At 35.2% G+C, this 17,178-nt stretch carries 12 protein-coding genes; 11 read left to right on the plus strand and 1 reads right to left on the minus strand.

Annotated features, from left to right (window positions below; all coding sequences use genetic code 11):
* Positions 1–2: 2 nt before the first annotated feature.
* The 4 genes from BSF42_RS01875 (at position 3) to BSF42_RS01890 (ending at position 7,431) form a co-directional block, all read left to right on the plus strand.
* The gene (locus tag BSF42_RS01875; protein WP_095951422.1) at positions 3–2,600 is read left to right on the plus strand and encodes a S9 family peptidase; all 2,598 of its coding nucleotides are present in this window, start codon (positions 3–5) and stop codon (positions 2,598–2,600) included.
* 363 nt (positions 2,601–2,963) lie between these two features.
* Positions 2,964–5,759 (plus strand): pitrilysin family protein, encoded by a 2,796-nt coding sequence (locus tag BSF42_RS01880; RefSeq protein WP_095951423.1) that lies wholly within the window; start codon positions 2,964–2,966, stop codon positions 5,757–5,759.
* A 200-nt stretch (positions 5,760–5,959) separates the two neighbouring features.
* A complete protein-coding gene (locus BSF42_RS01885; protein ID WP_095951424.1) occupies positions 5,960–6,817 on the plus strand; it encodes a helix-turn-helix domain-containing protein in 858 nt (285 codons plus the stop codon).
* Positions 6,818–6,915: 98 nt separating this feature from the next.
* A complete protein-coding gene (locus BSF42_RS01890) occupies positions 6,916–7,431 on the plus strand; it encodes a hypothetical protein (protein ID WP_095951425.1) in 516 nt (171 codons plus the stop codon).
* Positions 7,432–7,647: 216 nt separating this feature from the next.
* Here BSF42_RS01890 and BSF42_RS01895 read toward each other — a convergent pair whose 3' ends face one another.
* Positions 7,648–8,691 carry a beta-ketoacyl-ACP synthase III gene (locus tag BSF42_RS01895; RefSeq protein ID WP_095951426.1) on the minus strand — a complete coding sequence of 348 codons (1,044 nt, stop codon included), beginning with the start codon at positions 8,689–8,691 and terminating at the stop codon, positions 7,648–7,650.
* A gap of 840 nt (positions 8,692–9,531) precedes the next feature.
* On the opposite strand from BSF42_RS01895, the gene kaiC reads away from it, so the two are divergent.
* The 7 genes from kaiC to gndA all read left to right on the plus strand — a co-directional run bounded on the left by kaiC (position 9,532) and on the right by gndA (position 17,160).
* Complete coding sequence (gene kaiC / locus BSF42_RS01900) at positions 9,532–11,205, plus strand: circadian clock protein KaiC (protein WP_095951427.1); 1,674 nt, start codon at positions 9,532–9,534, stop codon at positions 11,203–11,205.
* Between the two features lie 5 nt (positions 11,206–11,210).
* Complete coding sequence (locus tag BSF42_RS01905; protein ID WP_095951428.1) at positions 11,211–11,504, plus strand: circadian clock KaiB family protein; 294 nt, start codon at positions 11,211–11,213, stop codon at positions 11,502–11,504.
* Between the two features lie 2 nt (positions 11,505–11,506).
* Complete coding sequence (locus tag BSF42_RS01910) at positions 11,507–11,806, plus strand: circadian clock KaiB family protein (RefSeq protein WP_095951429.1); 300 nt, start codon at positions 11,507–11,509, stop codon at positions 11,804–11,806.
* 1 nt (position 11,807) lies between these two features.
* Entirely contained in the window at positions 11,808–13,064 is a 1,257-nt protein-coding gene (locus BSF42_RS01915; protein ID WP_095951430.1) for an ATP-binding protein, read from the plus strand.
* A 1-nt stretch (position 13,065) separates the two neighbouring features.
* Positions 13,066–13,470 (plus strand): response regulator, encoded by a 405-nt coding sequence (locus BSF42_RS01920; protein WP_095951431.1) that lies wholly within the window; start codon positions 13,066–13,068, stop codon positions 13,468–13,470.
* Between the two features lie 218 nt (positions 13,471–13,688).
* Complete coding sequence (locus BSF42_RS01925) at positions 13,689–14,762, plus strand: calcium:proton antiporter (protein ID WP_095951432.1); 1,074 nt, start codon at positions 13,689–13,691, stop codon at positions 14,760–14,762.
* A gap of 988 nt (positions 14,763–15,750) precedes the next feature.
* A complete protein-coding gene (gndA, locus tag BSF42_RS01930) occupies positions 15,751–17,160 on the plus strand; it encodes an NADP-dependent phosphogluconate dehydrogenase (protein ID WP_095951433.1) in 1,410 nt (469 codons plus the stop codon).
* Positions 17,161–17,178 lie beyond the last annotated feature (18 nt).

The raw sequence follows: 17,178 nt of genomic DNA on the forward strand, positions 1-17,178 counted from the left end.
ATATGAAAAATATACTTTTACTATGTACACTCGCACTGAGTGTACATAGCTTATCTGCACAGAAAAAAACGGTCGATGAATCTGCTTACCAATCGTGGCAGAGAATCAACAGCAAATCTTTATCCTATAATGGTAAATGGATGTCTTATAGCACCCTATTTCAAGATGAAGAAAAAGAAAATAAAAAACAGATTATAATTCAGGAAGCTCCAAAGGGAAAACGTTTGGAGTTAAATGCTATCAGTGATTTAAAATTCATCGGTAAAAAAGACTGGATTCAGTACAGCAAAAATGACAGCACGCTTTTGCAAAACCTAAAAACAGGTACAAAAAAACTGTGGAAAAGCAAACATTACACAAATGCACTTGAAGGAACAGATTTCTTATACTATTCACGACCAGAAGCTGTTAAAGGAGATTTTTTTCTGCAGCGTGTGGTTTTTTATAATTTAGAAAGCAATGACAGTATTTCTATAAACAATACAAAATCGTCTCGTTTTTTAAAGAACAAATCGATGGTGTATGTTCAGATTGAAAAAGATAAAGCATATCTAAAACACGGAATTCCAGGCGGTAAACAAGAAACTGTTTACAGCGGAAATGCTGCCGATTTTGGTGACTTTCAATTAAATGAAAAAGAAAACGGCGGTAGTTTTACTCTAAAAGGTGCTAACAGCTCCGATTTTAATCTGGTATATTATTTTAATCTGAACACCAATGCAGCTCATGAAGTTTTCAATTATAATGATATTGCCTTAAATGATCCTGATTTTTCAATTTCAAAAGCTGCTTACGGATTAAATGAAAACAGCAATTTTATTAGCTTATTAGTAAACTCTAACAAGCGTTCAGAAAATACTCAGATCGCCAAATCAAATATTGAAATTTGGAGATCCAATCAAGGAAGTATGGAGCGCAGACAGGAAATGCTGCGAAATTCAAAAACACTTCCAAGCGAACCAAAATTTCTTTACGACATCAAAAATAAGAAGGTTGTTAAAGTTGCATCAGTTGGTGAATTTGACCAAGTAATTATTCCAGAATCTGGCAATTTTAAAGGCATTTTTGCTATTGATAAAAAACCTTATGTGGTAGAAGTTGACTGGACTTTTAACGAACGTAATGATATTTATTGGATTGACGCTTCGACTGGAAAATCTACAAAAGTGCTGACAGGTGTTTTTGGTGGTATATCTTTGAATCCGCAGGGAAGTTTTGCTGTTTTTTATGATGAAAAACAAAAAGTCTGGACCGTTTTTGACAGCGCTGCAATGCAGTTTAAAAACATAAGTTCACAAATTCCTTATCCTGTTTCTAATGACAATGTAGATATGAAATCTGCCAATACAGCTTATGGAATCGCAGGCTGGCTAAACAACGGAAATACAGTTGTTCTCTACGATCAGTTTGATTTGTGGGCAGTTGATCTTACCAATCAGAAAAAGGTATATTCCATAACACAGGGTTACGGAAGAAAAAACAATGTTGAACTTCGTTATAACGAATCGGGTTATATCGGCGACTTAGACAATAAAAAAGCAATTACGTTTATAGGTTTTGATATTGTACATAAATCAAAAGGAGTTTATACATTAACCAACAACAAATCCGTAACAAAAGTATTTGCAAACCCAGAATATAATGTAAGAGTTGAGACCGTTTCTGGAGATAATTCAAGTCTATTATTCGCCAAAGAAAGTTATACCATATTCCCAGATTTATGGTGGGGAACGTCTAATTTTAGTTCACAGCAAAAAATTACCGACATCAATCCACAGCAGAAAGATTATGCTTGGGGAACTTCAAAAGTAGTGACTTGGAAAAGCTTTAGTGGAAAAGAAAATCAAGGTAATTTGTACCTTCCAGAAAATTATGACAGCAAAAAAACATATCCTGTAATTGTTCATTTTTACGAAAAACATACGGAAGATTTTAATGTGTATCAAGCTCCTGAGGTTAGTACTTCAAACATCAATATTCCAACTCTTGTGAGCCGAGGTTATATTATTTTTCAACCAGACGTGCATTATACGTACGGTGATCCTGGAAACAGTGTTTACAATGATGTGATCAGCGGTGTTGACTATTTAATTGCACAAGGTATAACCGAAAAAGGAAAAATTGGAATTCAAGGACATAGCTTTGGCGGTTACGAAACCTCATTTTTATTGACAAAATCAGACGTTTTCAGTTGTGCAATTGTAGGTTCTGGAGTAAGTAATTTTACGGCGAATTATCCTGTAATGCGCTCAAACGGAATCTCGACTATGTTTAAATACGAAGCCGATCAATATCGTATGGGAAGTTCTTTATACGATAATCTAGATGGTTATATTAAGAACTCCCCTATTTTTTCTGCTAAAAAAATTACAACTCCTGTACTTATCTTCCACAATGATAATGACCGTGCAGTGCCTTATCAAGAAGGGCAGTCTTTATTTTTTGCACTTCGCCGTTTAGGAAAAACTGCTTTATTGGTGAACTACAAAAAAGAAGGACATAGTTTAGATGATGCAGCAAACAAAAAAGACTGGACCAGCAAAATGCAGCAGTATTTTGATTATTACCTAAAAGGTACAGCAAAACCAGACTGGATTTAATATAAATCATTAAACAATTTTAATAATTAGCGGTTTCAACTTTGTCAAAGTTTAAAACTTTGACAAAGTTTTGATTTCACATAATTTCAAACACATTGAAACTTAGATCTATATTTAGAAATGAATAAAAAGTATATAAAAAGAAACTAGTTTCTCACACATAGTCCCGATCCCGAAACTTGGGGACGGGATGTATTAATGCAAGTGAAACGTCTTTTTAAGAATTCCATGCTATGTTTCTTTGTGTTTAAAACAACTGTTATTCGAAAGTTTCTTATGAGACCTTCAAATCAACAGCAGGAACTTCTTACACCTTTTTAAAACCAAAATTCAATCCAAAAAAAAGAACAATAACAATCAACAATGAAAGCAAAATTAATTCTAGCGCATTTGTTTATCTTGGGTTTAACCCAGGTTTCAGCGCAATTTAAAACAACATTTCCGCTGCCCAAAACAATTGCACACGGAACACTGCCAAACGGAATGCAGTATTTTATCATGCACAACGAATGGCCAAAAGACAGAGCCGACTTCTATTTTGTTCAAAATGTAGGCGCTATTTTAGAAAATGATGATCAGGACGGATTGGCGCATTTTCTAGAGCATATGGCATTTAACGGTACAGAACATTTTAAAGGAAAAGGAATTATCAATATGCTCGAAAAGCAGGGTGTTTCTTTTGGAAAAGACATTAATGCTTACACAGCCTATGATGAGACCGTTTACAACATCAGCAATGTTCCAGCGGACAACCGTACTTTATTAGATTCCTGCATGTATGTGCTTCACGATTGGTCTGGATCTTTGCTTTTGGCTGATAATGAAATTGATGCCGAAAGAGGTGTAATTCGCGAAGAATGGCGTACCAGAAGAAATGCTGATTACAGAGCAGGCGAAAAAATAGACAAAGTAGTATTTGAAGGTTCTAAATACGCTAAACGAAATGTAATTGGAGATTTAAATGTCATCAATAATTTCAAATATCAAGTTTTAAGAGATTATTACAAAAAGTGGTACCAGCCTCAAAATCAAGCTGTGATTATTGTCGGAGATATTGACGCCGCTTTAATTGAAAAACGAGTGAAAGAGATTTTCGGATCAATACCAAAACCAACGAAAATCAACAAAAGAGAATACGAAAAGATTCCCGTTCAAAAGGAAAACCGTTATGTTTTGGCAACCGATAAAGAATTACAACGCTCTGGAATTTCACTTTCGTACACGATGCCAAAACCTTTGGTTCAAGATGATGCCGAAATGACCAAAAGCATGCAGGAAAGCCTTGCGATGCAAATAATGAATACGCGTTTTGGAGAATATAGTATTAATAATGAAACTGCGGGTTTATCTTTCGGAATTTCAAATGACAATCTTTCGCGATTAGACAGCAAATTTTCGCTTCACATTACTCCAAAAAAAGGCAGATTCCTAGAAGCTTTTACAGAGGCATATCGTGAGTTTGAAAGAGCATTACAAAACGGATTTACACAACAGGAATTAGACCGTTTAAAAACAAAAATGCGCAGCAGTTATGACAACCGTTTAGCCAATAAAGACAAAATCAGCAACGGATACTGGGCAGAACAACTTCAGTTGTATTTCTTAGAAGCAAATCCAGTAATGACAATGGACGAGGAATACAAATGGATTAATAACTTCCTGAACAACGTTACTTTAGAACAAGTAAACACCGTTTTCAGAGCTTTAAAACCAAAAGAAAATTTAGTATTGTCGGGTTCTGCTCCAGAAGATGCCACAACAAAATTTCCTGAAGCAAATGAATATTGGAATGCAATCAAAGCCATTTCAAATACTAAACTGGAACCTTACAAAGAAGAAGAATTAACGGCTTCTTTGGTAAAAGAGCAATTGACAGAAAAACCAATTGTAAAGACAACTGACATTAAAGCTTTCGCGAATGCGAAACAATACACATTGGCAAACGGTGCAAAAGTTATTATTTACCCAACGACTTTAAGCAAGGATCAAATTTTGTTTTCGGCTTACAGTGCGGGTGGAAACTCACTTGTAGATTGGCAGGATCTTCCTTCTGCTCAAATTGCATCGGCTGTAGCGGCTTATTCTGGATTAGGCGACTATAAATTTACCGATCTAAAAAAGAAACTTACAGGCAAAACGGCAAATGTAACTCCTTTTATTGGAGGTTTATACGAAGGATTTAACGGAAACAGCAACAAAGAATCGCTTACTACTTTGTTACAGCTTACTTACTTGTATTTTCAACATCCAAGATTTGATGCCAGCACTTTTGATAAAATAAAAGAGCAGTATCAAAACAAATTAAATAATGCTCCAAACAGCAACGAAAAGGCATTAAGCGATACCATTTCGGTTTTAAACAGCAATTACAATAAACGTAACTGGTTGTTATCGCAGGATTTCATTAATGCATTTGATTTAAACAAGGCTAAAAAATTCTACACAGAGCGTTTTTCTAATGCAGGAGATTTTACTTTCTTATTTGTTGGAAACATCTCAGAAAAAGATATTGCTTTAATAAATACTTACTTAGGAAACATTCCTTCCAATCAAAAAGCAGAAAAATACGTTGATCATAAGATTTTCATGAAAGACGGAAAAACCGAAAAAACGATTTTCAGAACGATGGATACCCCAAAAACAACGGTTTATCTTCATTTAGAAAACAAAGAAGTTACCTTCAATAAAAAAAATAAAATTTTAAGTTATATGTTGTCTGAATGGCTGACAAAACGCTATTTAGAAACCATTCGCGAAGAAGAAGGCGGCAGTTACGGCGTGCAGGTTGGAGCAAATTTATCGCAGTCCCCTGCTCCATTATTTTCGTTAGAAATCAATTTCGATTGTAATCCAGATAAAACAGATGCTTTGGTAAAAATTGTACATGCGGAACTTTCGAGAGTACAAACTGAAAATATTCCAGCAAACATGCTCGAAGACATCAAACAATCGATTACTAAAAATTATCAGGAACAAATTAAAGAAAACAGTTATTGGCTGAGTGCCTTAACATCTTACGTTCGTAACGATGAAGCACCTCTGGACACTGAACTTCTTAAAAGTACATTAAGCACCATTACAGCAAAAGATTTAAAAGAATTTACAGTAAATGCTTTAAATAAATCAAACAGTGTACAAGTGCTGATGAAAGCAAAATAAGAATCAGTTTTAAGCTCAATTGTAGTTAGAGTTAGAATATTCTTATCGATTTTTTTGTTTTTATTTTAATTAGTTTTTAAAGGCTGTCCACAAGACAGCCTTTATTATTCTAGCAGCTCAAAAAACATTCTTTAAAGCTTATAAAACAGCTTCAATTACTTATATTTGAATAAAACCACCTTTAGAGAAGTATCCTAGAAATGAGCAAAATCAGCACTTATTCACTCGAACATCATAAAAGTTTGTTTACAGATGAAATCAATAACAAAGACTATTTCTATGTTCAGATTCAGGATCATCCGTATATAGATATTCCGTATCGTGCAGAAAGTTATGCTATAGAATTTCTCAAAAAAGGAAGCATTGTCATGCAGACCCGACTCCATAAAATAGTGGTTGAAGCGCCTGCAATACTTGCGATTGGTCCAAACGTGATTCGGAGTTTTACCAAAAACAGCGAAGAAATTGTAATGGATATTATCTTTTTTAAGCCTGAGTTTTTTCTTGAAAATCAAGCCAATATTTTTTTTCTTTCTCAGTATGATTTTTTCGAAAACAGCGATAAGCATATTTTTCCTTTAACAAAAAATACGAAACCCAAATTTGAAAAGCTTTTTAATTTAATTGGAGAAACACTCTTAACGGAACACCTTCATCAAGCTTCTATTCTACGAAGTTATTTGTACATTTTGACATTTGAATTGGATACTATAAAAAATGCCAGTTCGAAAACTGAAATTCTAAATCCTTTATTCGAAAAATTTAAAGAAATTCTGGAAAAGGATTTTATTAAACACCGATCGCCTTCTTATTACGCCGATTGTTTAAATGTGAGTCGGAAATACCTCTCGGAAGTTATTAAAAACAACAGTGGCAGAACCACCCGCGAGTGGATTGACGATATGATAATTCTCGAAGCTAAAGTTTTACTGCACAACAAGTCATTAACCATCAATCAGATCAGCGATAGTTTGAATTTTTCTAATCAATCTGTTTTTGGTAAATTTTTTAAAACTCAAACTGGAATTTCGCCATTAGAATACCGAAACAATAAATAAACAAAACCGACTTTCTGACGAACATATCAGACTTTTGAACCTTTATTTTTAAAACAAATTATCAGATTTTTGCTAGATAGTTTTATAAATAAAAAATCATGTCAAAAAAAGCACAATTTGTAGTTATCATAATGGAAACCGCTTCTTGGATGGAAAGCGAAGCCAAAAAATTCTATTCTAATTTATTTCCATCTTCTGCCGATGGCGAAAAATACGCCGCCGAAAAACTTTCGATTCCACAACTTTTCAAAATACAAAATGATTTTTCTATTGAAATTTTAATGGTTTATGAAGAGGAAACGCCGTCGTCTTTCATTCAATTAAATTCTTCCCGAATTTTTAATGAAAATATCGATGCCGAAAAACCTATTTGCGTAGAACATATCGTTTACACTGATGCCGAAGAAATCCTGCTTTTAATCAATCGCGCCGAAGTAATTGCTATGCAAAGAAAACATGATCTAATCTGGGTCAAACTCTTTGAATTTGATGTTATTTTACAAGAAGCTTTAGCTTCGATAGGTTATACGAATTTTGATTTTGAAGAGAATAATTCAGAGGAAAGGAATCAAAAGCAAATCTATTTGAGAAAAGAAATTAGTGGTAATAAATAGATAGCAAGATTTTTAAGATTGTAAAGAAATAGTCTCGCAAAGTCGCAGAGTCTCAAAGTTTTTTAAGCCATAGAATTAATTAATTAATTAATTAAAAAGGATAATCCTTCTAAAAAAAAAGGATCACAGAAGAAACTCGATAATTACGAAGTTACTTATGTGATCCTTTCTTTGTCGCTATGCCAAAAATTGTATCGAAAAATCAATACACTTATATTAATGTGCCATTACGACACTTTTTTCTGTGGTATTTTTACTTATTTTGGCAGTTTTTTCGTCACGCATAACTCCCCATTTCAAGCAGGTTGCGCCCCATGAAAATCCTGCTCCAAAAGTAGTAATCAATAAATTCTGACCTTCTTTAAAATCATTTTTGAAGTCCCATAAACATAACGGAACCGTTGCAGATGTTGTATTTCCGTATCTTTCGATATTTACTTTTACTTTTTCAGCATCGATATTCAAACTTTCACCAACCGCATTAATGATTCTTAAATTAGCCTGATGCGGAATTACCCAGTCAATTTCGTCTGCCTGTAATTCATTTTTAGCCAAAGCATCCTGCGAAACCTGACTCATAGAAGACACCGCTTTTTTAAATACAAAAGCACCGTCTTGTTTTAAATAATGTGTTCTGTGCAAAAGACTCTGCATCGAAATTGGAGTTCTAGAACCTCCCGCAGGCACTGCAAGAGAAGAAACACCGCTTCCGTCTGTTTTCAAAATCGTTTTCATTAAACCGTTTCCAGATTCTGTTTTTTCCAACAAAACCGCTCCCGCTCCATCTCCAAAAAGAATACATGTATTACGATCTTCATAATCTACGATCGAGCTCATTTTATCTGCTCCAACAATTATCAGTTTACTGTAACGACCGCTTTCGATCATATTTGCGCCCATTTCCAGTGCATACAAAAAACCACTGCAAGCCGCATTCATATCAATTCCGAAAGCATTTACAAGCCCGCTTTTCTCGCAAACGATACTTGCTGTTGGTGCTAAAATATGGTCTGGAGTAGCTGTAGCAACCAGCAAAGCTTCTATTTCCTCGCGGTCTACTTTATAATTTTCAAGAAGATTTTCAACTGCAGCAGCGGCAAGATCAGATGTTGCCGTGTTATCGTCTGCAATTCTACGTTCCTTAATTCCAGTTCTTTTTACGATCCATTCGTCAGATGTATCAACAGTTTCTGAAATTTTTTTGTTTGTTAGGATTGATGATGGCACAAAGCCACCTATAGCTGTTATAACTGCATTCATTTTTTGGAATTTTAACGGTACAAAAATAACACTAAAAATTCGGAAACGATTACAAAGTCATCTCTAATCCTTATGGTATTATCCCAGTTTTACTTTTATGCGCCAAGAACAGCAAAAACCATACCTTTGTAACATGACAATTAAGATTTCTGTTTCATAATTCGCATTTTCTTTCTTAATTTCATCGCTATCCGCATTTGACTTTAGCCGCTTTTACAAGTTTTTTACGTCTTCCAACCCATTTTCCATGTCAAATTCATAAAAAATTATCTGTTGTTAATCTTTTAAATCATCTGGTTTGATCGTAAAATAGCGATTAAATAGTATCCTAGTTTTAAGGAGCTGCTTCCTGCTGTCCGCTATATCTTTTGTGCCTCCCGAAGCCTCGGGACCGGCACAAAAGGATGCCGCTGCCATCAGGGCTAAGGCACTCGGTTTCATAAGAAAATTACAAAAATATTACTTGGATTTGAATTAGGTTTATTCTTTTTTCAAGATAGTTGTTCCCAAAAATCAACTTGACGGTTTTATTTTATTTAAATTAAATGATTACCCAAATTCTTTTATCAGCTAAACTTCATTATAAAGCCTAAAACCCATAAAATTAACATTCCCTCCACCCAAAAAACCCATTTCCCGCCAAAACCCAAAAATTACTGTTAAATATCAACGTTAATATTATAGGTATTTGGTAAAATTTTCTTCATTTATTCCTATTTCGAGTCAATTTTTCTTAATTTACCTTTAAAACTTCATTAAACAGCTGTTAAATCTTAGTAGGAATTCATTGTAAGTCTTGCAGGAAAACGTATATTTGAGTTAATACTGAATTTTATTATCGTGCAAGAAAAAACAAAATCACATAGTTTTATATTTCCAAAAACTCCTACTGGAGTTGACGGACTAGACGAGATTACTGATGGAGGATTTCCGCAGGGACGTCCTACTTTAATCTGCGGTGGTGCCGGCTGTGGAAAAACATTGTTGTCGATGCAGTTCCTTATTAAAGGAATTACAGATTACAACGAACCCGGGGTTTTCATGTCTTTTGAAGAACCTTCGGACGACCTTACCCTAAACGTAAAGTCGCTTGGCTTTGACCTAGAACAACTTAAAAAAGATAAAAAGCTTGTAGTAGATCATGTTCGTGTCGAAAGATCGGAAATTGAAGAAGCGGGAGAATACGATCTCGACGGCTTATTTATTCGATTAGGTCACGCCATCGATTCTATAAAAGCAACTCGTGTTGTTCTGGATACAATCGAATCTTTATTTGCTGGTCTTGACAATCAGGCCATTTTAAGAGCTGAGTTGCGAAGATTATTCCATTGGCTCAAAACTAAAGGCGTGACAGCAATTATTACGGGAGAACGCGGAGAAGCAACTTTGACACGTCAAGGATTGGAAGAATACGTTTCAGATTGTGTAATTGTGCTGGATCATCGTGTAATTGAACAGGTTTCGACCAGAAGACTTCGTATTGTAAAATATAGAGGTTCAACACATGGAACAAACGAATATCCTTTTTTAATTGACGAAGACGGAATTTCTGTACTTCCTATAACCTCTTTAAAACTGGACAATGAAGTTTCATCAGATGTAATTCCGACAGGGGTTCCAGGCTTAAACGATATGTTTCATGGTGGTGGTTTTTATCGCGGCAGCAATATCTTAGTTTCTGGAACAGCAGGAACAGCCAAAACAACGGTTGCGTGTTACTTTGCCAATGAACAGTGCGAAAAGAACGAAAAAACAATTTATTTTGCTTTTGAAGAATCGCCGCAGCAATTGGTGCGTAACATGAAATCGATTGGTGTAAATCTGGAAAAACACATCAAAAAAGGTATTTTGCAAATTCATTCTTCACGTCCGTCGTTAAATGGACTTGAACTGCATTTGCTTACGCTTCGAAAATTAATTAAAGAATTTCAGCCTACTACAATCATTATTGATCCAATTAGTAACCTAATTTCGGTAGGTAGCGAACACGAAGTGCGTTCGATGCTGGTACGTTTAATTGATATGCTGAAAGCCAACAATATTACGGCCATGTTTACGTCTTTAAACAAACAGACAGACAGTTTTAGACCTGATTTGGCAGAAGAATCGGTTTCGTCTTTGGTTGACACTTGGATTACGGTGCGCGATATGGAAGGCGTTGGCGAAAGAAACCGCGGTATCTTTATTATCAAATCTAGAGGAATGGGTCACTCTAACCAAGTCAGAGAATTTGTTATCACTGGTCACGGAATAAAATTATTGGATGTAGAATTAGGTCCGCAGGGAATCCTAACGGGCGCAGCGAGACAATCGCATCAGTTCAAGAAAACCATTTCTGATATTAAGCTTCAAAACGAAATTAACAGAAAAGACCGTGAAATTGAGCGTAAACGCAAAGTTCTTGAAGCGAATATTGAGTCATTAAGAACAGAATTTGAATCGGCAGAAGAAGAATTAAGTATCCTGAAAGCAACAGAAGAATTACAGGCTAAATTGTCTTCTAAGAAAAAATAAATAAAATGAAAAAAGAAGTAGCCGAATGGCAATTACTGCTGTATATAGCAGGGCAAACGCCAAAATCGATCAAGGCGCTCGAGAACATAAAAAAGTATGCCGAAGAATATCTAAAAGGAAAATACAGCATTGAAATTATCGATTTGCTGAAAAATCCGCAATTGGCAGAAGGCGATCAAATCTTGGCTGTACCTACATTGGTGAGAAAATTCCCTGAGCCTATTCGTAAAATAATAGGTGACCTTTCTAATGAAGAAAGAGTACTTGTAGGACTGAATATCAAACCTATAAAAGCCTAATCATGGAAGATTCATCTGATGGCACAAGTACAACCAAACATAAATTTTTACTTTTTGTTTCCGGTATGTCTGTTAAATCAGGGCATGCGATCGAGAATTTGCGCAGTATCTGCGACACGTATCTCGCCAATAATTATGAATTAGAAATAATAGATATCAGCCGTGATAAAGAGCAGGCTGTGTTTCATCAGATCGTAGCAATTCCTACGCTGATCAAAACACATCCTGAACCTAAAAGAATCATTTTAGGTGATTTATCAGACAAAGAAAAAGTATTATACATACTTAATATAAGAGAATAATTTGGAGGGAAACAAAAAAAATATAGCAGCATTATTGGCAGAAATTGAATCATTGAAGGAAGAACTGTATGAATCAAACAGCATTGTTAATGCCATAAAACAAGGTGATGTAGATGCGCTTGTAGTAACGAGTAACGGAGTTCCTGAACTTTATTCTCTAGAAACTGCAGATTACACCTATCGTCTTCTTATTGAAAAATTTGGGCAGGGCGCATTGAGTATTTCACGAAACGGATTAATACTGTACTGTAACGAACATTTTGCTAAACTGGTGGGTATTTCATCAGAAAAAATAATTGGGACGTATCTTTACGAATATTTTGAAAATCCGAAACAATTTACTGCCTTAATTGAGGCGCTTCGATATGGTATTACCACACATGAAATCGTTTTTAAATATGACAGCACAGAAATTGTCTTTCCTGCTTATATTGCCTTAACAGATCTCGAACCTTCTGTTGAAGCGATTGGAATAGTCGTTACAGATTTAACCGAGAAAAAGAAACATGAAGAAACCCTAATACGCCATCATAGAGATTTAGAAGGAAAAATAAACGAATTAAATAAAACAAATCGCAATCTAGAAGAGTTTATTCACGTAATCTCTCACGATCTTAAAGAGCCGCTGCGAAAAATCGTTATGAATACCAGTCGTATCGACGGAAGTTATTTTACTGATGCAGATACTAAAGCGATCAATGTCATGAAACTTTCGGCGCTGCGATTAAATTCACTGGTTGATGATCTAGTTCAATATTCATCGCATACCGCGCAGGAAGAACGAACAGAAATAAATCTAGAAACTGTGATTTCTGAAGTCATTGAGGATTTTGAAATTATAATCTCTGATAAACGTGCGAGCATCAAAACGGGGAAATTACCGATAATAAAAGCGTCGAGAGTGCAGATGCGTCAGCTTTTTTCAAATTTGATCGCCAACGCGATTAAATACAGCAAAGCAGACACGCAGCCAGTAATAGAAATTTACCAGCAGGAAAATTTAAATGGGGAAATACCAGATCAAAATAGTAAATTTGTCCACATTCTGATAAGAGATAATGGTATTGGTATGGAAACCAGCCATCTTCTTAAAATCTTTACTATTTTTCAACGCCTTCATGCCCGAAATGAATATTCAGGAAACGGTATTGGTCTTGCAATTTGTAAAAAAATTATGGAAAATCATTCTGGTAATATTACAGTTGAAAGCACATTGAACGAAGGCACAATATTTAATCTTTATTTCCCAATTCTCTAAAATGCCACAAAAGTATAATTTACATATCATAATCGCCGAAGACGACATCGACGACGCAGACGTTATTACGGAAACTTTTTCTAAAAACCCAAGTTTCAGCAAAGTAAGTCTCGTTGCCAACGGAGAGGAACTGCTGAATTATCTAAAAGATTCTTCAAACGAAAATCCCGATGTTATTCTGACCGATATCAATATGCCGCTTGTTGACGGAATCGAAGCTTTACAGGAAATTTTAAATAATTCTGATTTAAAAGATATTCCGTGCTTTGTTTATTCGACGAGTATAAATCCGTCTTACAAAGAAAAATGTGACGATCTGGGCGTAAAAGCATATCTTATTAAACCATATACTTTTGAGGCTTTCGCCGAAATTCCGAAAAAAATTCTGAGCATAATGGAGAATTAAATTTCAACAATAAAAACAAAACTGCAGCATCAATTTAAAACTTGATAGTGCAGTTTTTTTTATTTCCACAGGATTAAAATTACATTAGAATTATACTTTTAATACCTTGTTGCCTTTATTTTTAGCAATAAAAGCCTTATATTACAAAAAACTAAAAAGCCATTTCTGATACTTTCTAGTGGCTAATCGTGCTATAAAATATTTCTAAAAAAACAACAATGAAACAATTACTTCAATGGACAATCATTATTCCTGTACTTTCCTGGGTTCTATTTTTTAGCGGACTTGTCGATAACAGCAGTATTTTTCAAATTATTGCAAGTATCCTGCTTATTCTCAGTGTCATGTCTGCCGTCCATCATTCGGAAATTATTGCAGAACGTGTTGGAGAACCCTACGGAACCATTATTTTGGCAATATCGATTACCGTTATTGAAGTTTCAATCATCATCTCATTAATGCTTTCTGAAGGTTCAGAAGCCGCTTCGCTGGCGAGAGATACCGTTTACGCCGCAACAATGCTTATTCTAAACGGAATTATCGGACTCTGTCTGCTTATTGGAAGCATCAAACATTACGAACAGAATTTCTCCACTTCTTCTGTAACAATTGGTTTGGTTTCACTGATTTCTATTATCGTATTTACTTTGGTATTTCCCACTTTTACGGAGAGCGTTCACGGTTCTTATTATTCCACACCACAGCTTATCTTTGCTTCTATTGCCTGCCTTGTTATTTACAGCTCTTTTTTATTCGCACAAACAAAAGGCTACCGACAGTATTTTCTAACAAACGGAGGCGATGGCGAAGCTAAAACGCACCCAATTGAAATCAACAATAAAACGTTTTATACCAGTTTAGTTTTTCTATTAGTAAGTTTAGGAATTGTGGTTTTATTGGCCAAAACCCTCTCGCCTACTATCGAAACGATTATTGTGGGTTACAATCTTCCGAAATCTTTAGTTGGAGTTGTCATCGCTATAATTATCTTATTACCAGAAGCAATTGCGGCTATAATCGCAGCCAGAAAAAACAGACTTCAAACGAGTTTAAATTTGGCTTTAGGTTCTGCCCTAGCCAGTATCGGATTAACGATTCCGAGTGTTGCAGCGGTTTGTATTGCAATGGATATGCCGATTGTTTTGGGTTTGGATATTAAATCTATTGTACTTTTAGCCTTATCTGTTTTCACCGTAATGCTTTCTTTAAGCAAAGGAAAATCAAATATCGTTTACGGAGTTGTGCTGTTAGTCAATCTTTTTGCCTTTATGTTTTTAATGATTTATCCTTAAAAGTTTAGTGTAAAGTTATTTGGAATTGCTATAACAGCTTTTTCAAGTGTAATTAAACACATAGAAGCATAGTTTTTTTTTTTAGATTTTTGAAAAAAGAATAGTAAAAGAAACTAGTTTCTCACACATAGCTTTGCATAAGCAGGATTAACAACTTTCTCAAAGTTATTTTAAGAATGTTTTTCTTTTAGTTCATTTCGAGCAACGAAGGATCACACGCGTTACTCCGCAAAGTAATTCCTCAATCTTTGTCGAGCTTCTAGTGTGATTGCTTCGCCAGTTCGCTATTGCTCGTGTCTTCCTCCATCAGGATGACAAGATTGCGGTATTTCTTTGACTTTTTCCGCCCTGAATTCAAATTGGAATTTGGATTTTATCCCAAGGCTTCGGGATTGGAATTTCCTTTACCATAATTGGGATTTGGAATTTTTTACTTCCAGTTTGTCATCCTTTACGGCGGAAAGATCACACTAGAAACTCCGCAAAGATTGGCAAGCAACTAGAATGGAATGCCACAAAGTTGTCATCCTGAGGGGACGAAGGATCACACTAGAAACTCCGCAAAGATTGGCAAGCAACTATAATGGAACGCCAACTTTGTCAAAGTTCAAAACTTTGACAAAGCTTAAAAAAACACATCGCTATGTTCATTAAAGCAAGTGAAACGCCTTTTCAAAACCCCAAAAACTATGTCACTATGTGTTTAAACAATTTCATAATATATTTAAAATATACTTTAACCAACATCCCAAAACAAAAATAAACGTAAATTACACACATAAAAAGTATCACAATAAAGCCTTAAAGACGACTATTTATCGCATACTTTTTCATCATTTTTCTCTAACTTAGCGCTCTACATTTTGAAATGTAAGATTAAAATACACTTTGTTTTTCTGCAAAACATTGAATGAAAAAGAATTACCATGCTTTCTCTTACTTTTTTCTGCGAAAAACATCTTTCTAATAATTTAGTTAATTGAAAACTATGAACAAATTTGATTTTGGAATTGTAGGACTTGGTGTAATGGGCCGTAACCTACTTTTAAATATTGCCAGCAATAAATTTGCAGCAGCAGGTTTAGACTTAGATACCGAAAAAGTCAATTCTCTTCAACAAGAAGCTGATGCCGACCATACTATTGAAGCAACAACAGATGTAAAACATTTTGTTGAACTTATTCAGCAGCCAAGAGCAATTATGTTATTGGTTCCAGCTGGAAAACCAGTAGACAGCGCAATTGCAAGTTTATTGCCTCACTTGGACAAAGGAGATATTATAATTGACGGCGGAAACACTTATTTTACCGATACAGACAGAAGATTTATAGAATTATCTGAGAAAGGAATCCACTTCTTCGGAATGGGAATTTCTGGCGGCGAAAAAGGCGCTCGTTTCGGTCCTGCTATGATGCCTGGAGGAGATCAAAAAGCTTATGAAAGACTTCGTCCTATTTTTGAGGCAATTGCTGCAAAAGTTGACGGAGAACCTTGTGTAGAATATCTTGGAAATGGTTCTGCTGGAAACTACGTAAAAATGGTTCACAACGGAATTGAGTACGGAATCATGCAGTTGATTTCTGAAATTTATGACCTGATGAAAAGAGGTTATAATCTGGATGATACCACAATTCAAAAAACTTTTGACGAATGGAATCAAACTCACGATCTTAAATCGTATTTGATCGAAATTACGGGAAAAATCCTGAAACAAGAAGATACAGACGGAGGTCTTTTAATCAATAAAATTTCGGATTGGGCTAAATCTAAAGGGACAGGAAAATGGACTTCGCAAAATGCAATGGACTTGCAAGTTCCAGTTCCTACTATCGATGCCGCAGTTTTTATGCGCGATATGTCTAAAACCAAACCAGAAAGAATCAAAGCTTCTGAAAAATTAGTTTGGAATAGCGAAACAGCTGATGTGAACACGAGCGAAGCAATCGCTGCTTTAAAATCGGCTTTGTATTTGTCTATCGTGGTAACTTATTCACAAGGTTTAGCGCAGCTTCATACCGCTTCTAAAGAATATAATTACGGATTAAATTTAGAAACTGTTGCCAAAATTTGGCGTGGAGGCTGTATTATTCGTGCCAGCATTTTAGAAGATTTCAGAAAAGCTTACGGTACAAAAGCAGGGTTGCCAAATTTACTTTTAGATGCTGGAATTGCTTCAAAACTAAATGAAAACCAAGCTGGAATGAGAGCTGTTATTCAGTTTGCGGTTCAAAAAGGATTACCTGTGGCAGGATTAATGAATTCACTTGCTTATTTTGATGCTTACAGATCAGCAAATCTTCCAACAAACCTAATTCAGGCACAGCGCGATTTCTTCGGAGCTCATACGTACGAACGTACCGACAAAGAAGGCGTTTTCCATACACAATGGGCTGAATAAGAAATTAAAGCAACACAA

Origin of the sequence: Flavobacterium sp. ACN6 (genome assembly GCF_002304005.1) — a bacterium.
Lineage (GTDB): Bacteria > Bacteroidota > Bacteroidia > Flavobacteriales > Flavobacteriaceae > Flavobacterium.

Coding starts and splice junctions, on each gene's coding strand:
- BSF42_RS01880 (WP_095951423.1), top strand. CDS start 2,964: ATGAAAGCAAAATTAATTCTAGCGCATTTGTTTATCTTGGGTTTAACC.
- BSF42_RS01925 (WP_095951432.1), top strand. CDS start 13,689: ATGAAACAATTACTTCAATGGACAATCATTATTCCTGTACTTTCCTGG.
- BSF42_RS01910 (WP_095951429.1), top strand. CDS start 11,507: ATGGAAGATTCATCTGATGGCACAAGTACAACCAAACATAAATTTTTA.
- BSF42_RS01895 (WP_095951426.1), bottom strand. CDS start 8,691: ATGAATGCAGTTATAACAGCTATAGGTGGCTTTGTGCCATCATCAATC.
- BSF42_RS01885 (WP_095951424.1), top strand. CDS start 5,960: ATGAGCAAAATCAGCACTTATTCACTCGAACATCATAAAAGTTTGTTT.
- BSF42_RS01905 (WP_095951428.1), top strand. CDS start 11,211: ATGAAAAAAGAAGTAGCCGAATGGCAATTACTGCTGTATATAGCAGGG.
- BSF42_RS01920 (WP_095951431.1), top strand. CDS start 13,066: ATGCCACAAAAGTATAATTTACATATCATAATCGCCGAAGACGACATC.
- gndA (WP_095951433.1), top strand. CDS start 15,751: ATGAACAAATTTGATTTTGGAATTGTAGGACTTGGTGTAATGGGCCGT.
- BSF42_RS01875 (WP_095951422.1), top strand. CDS start 3: ATGAAAAATATACTTTTACTATGTACACTCGCACTGAGTGTACATAGC.
- BSF42_RS01890 (WP_095951425.1), top strand. CDS start 6,916: ATGTCAAAAAAAGCACAATTTGTAGTTATCATAATGGAAACCGCTTCT.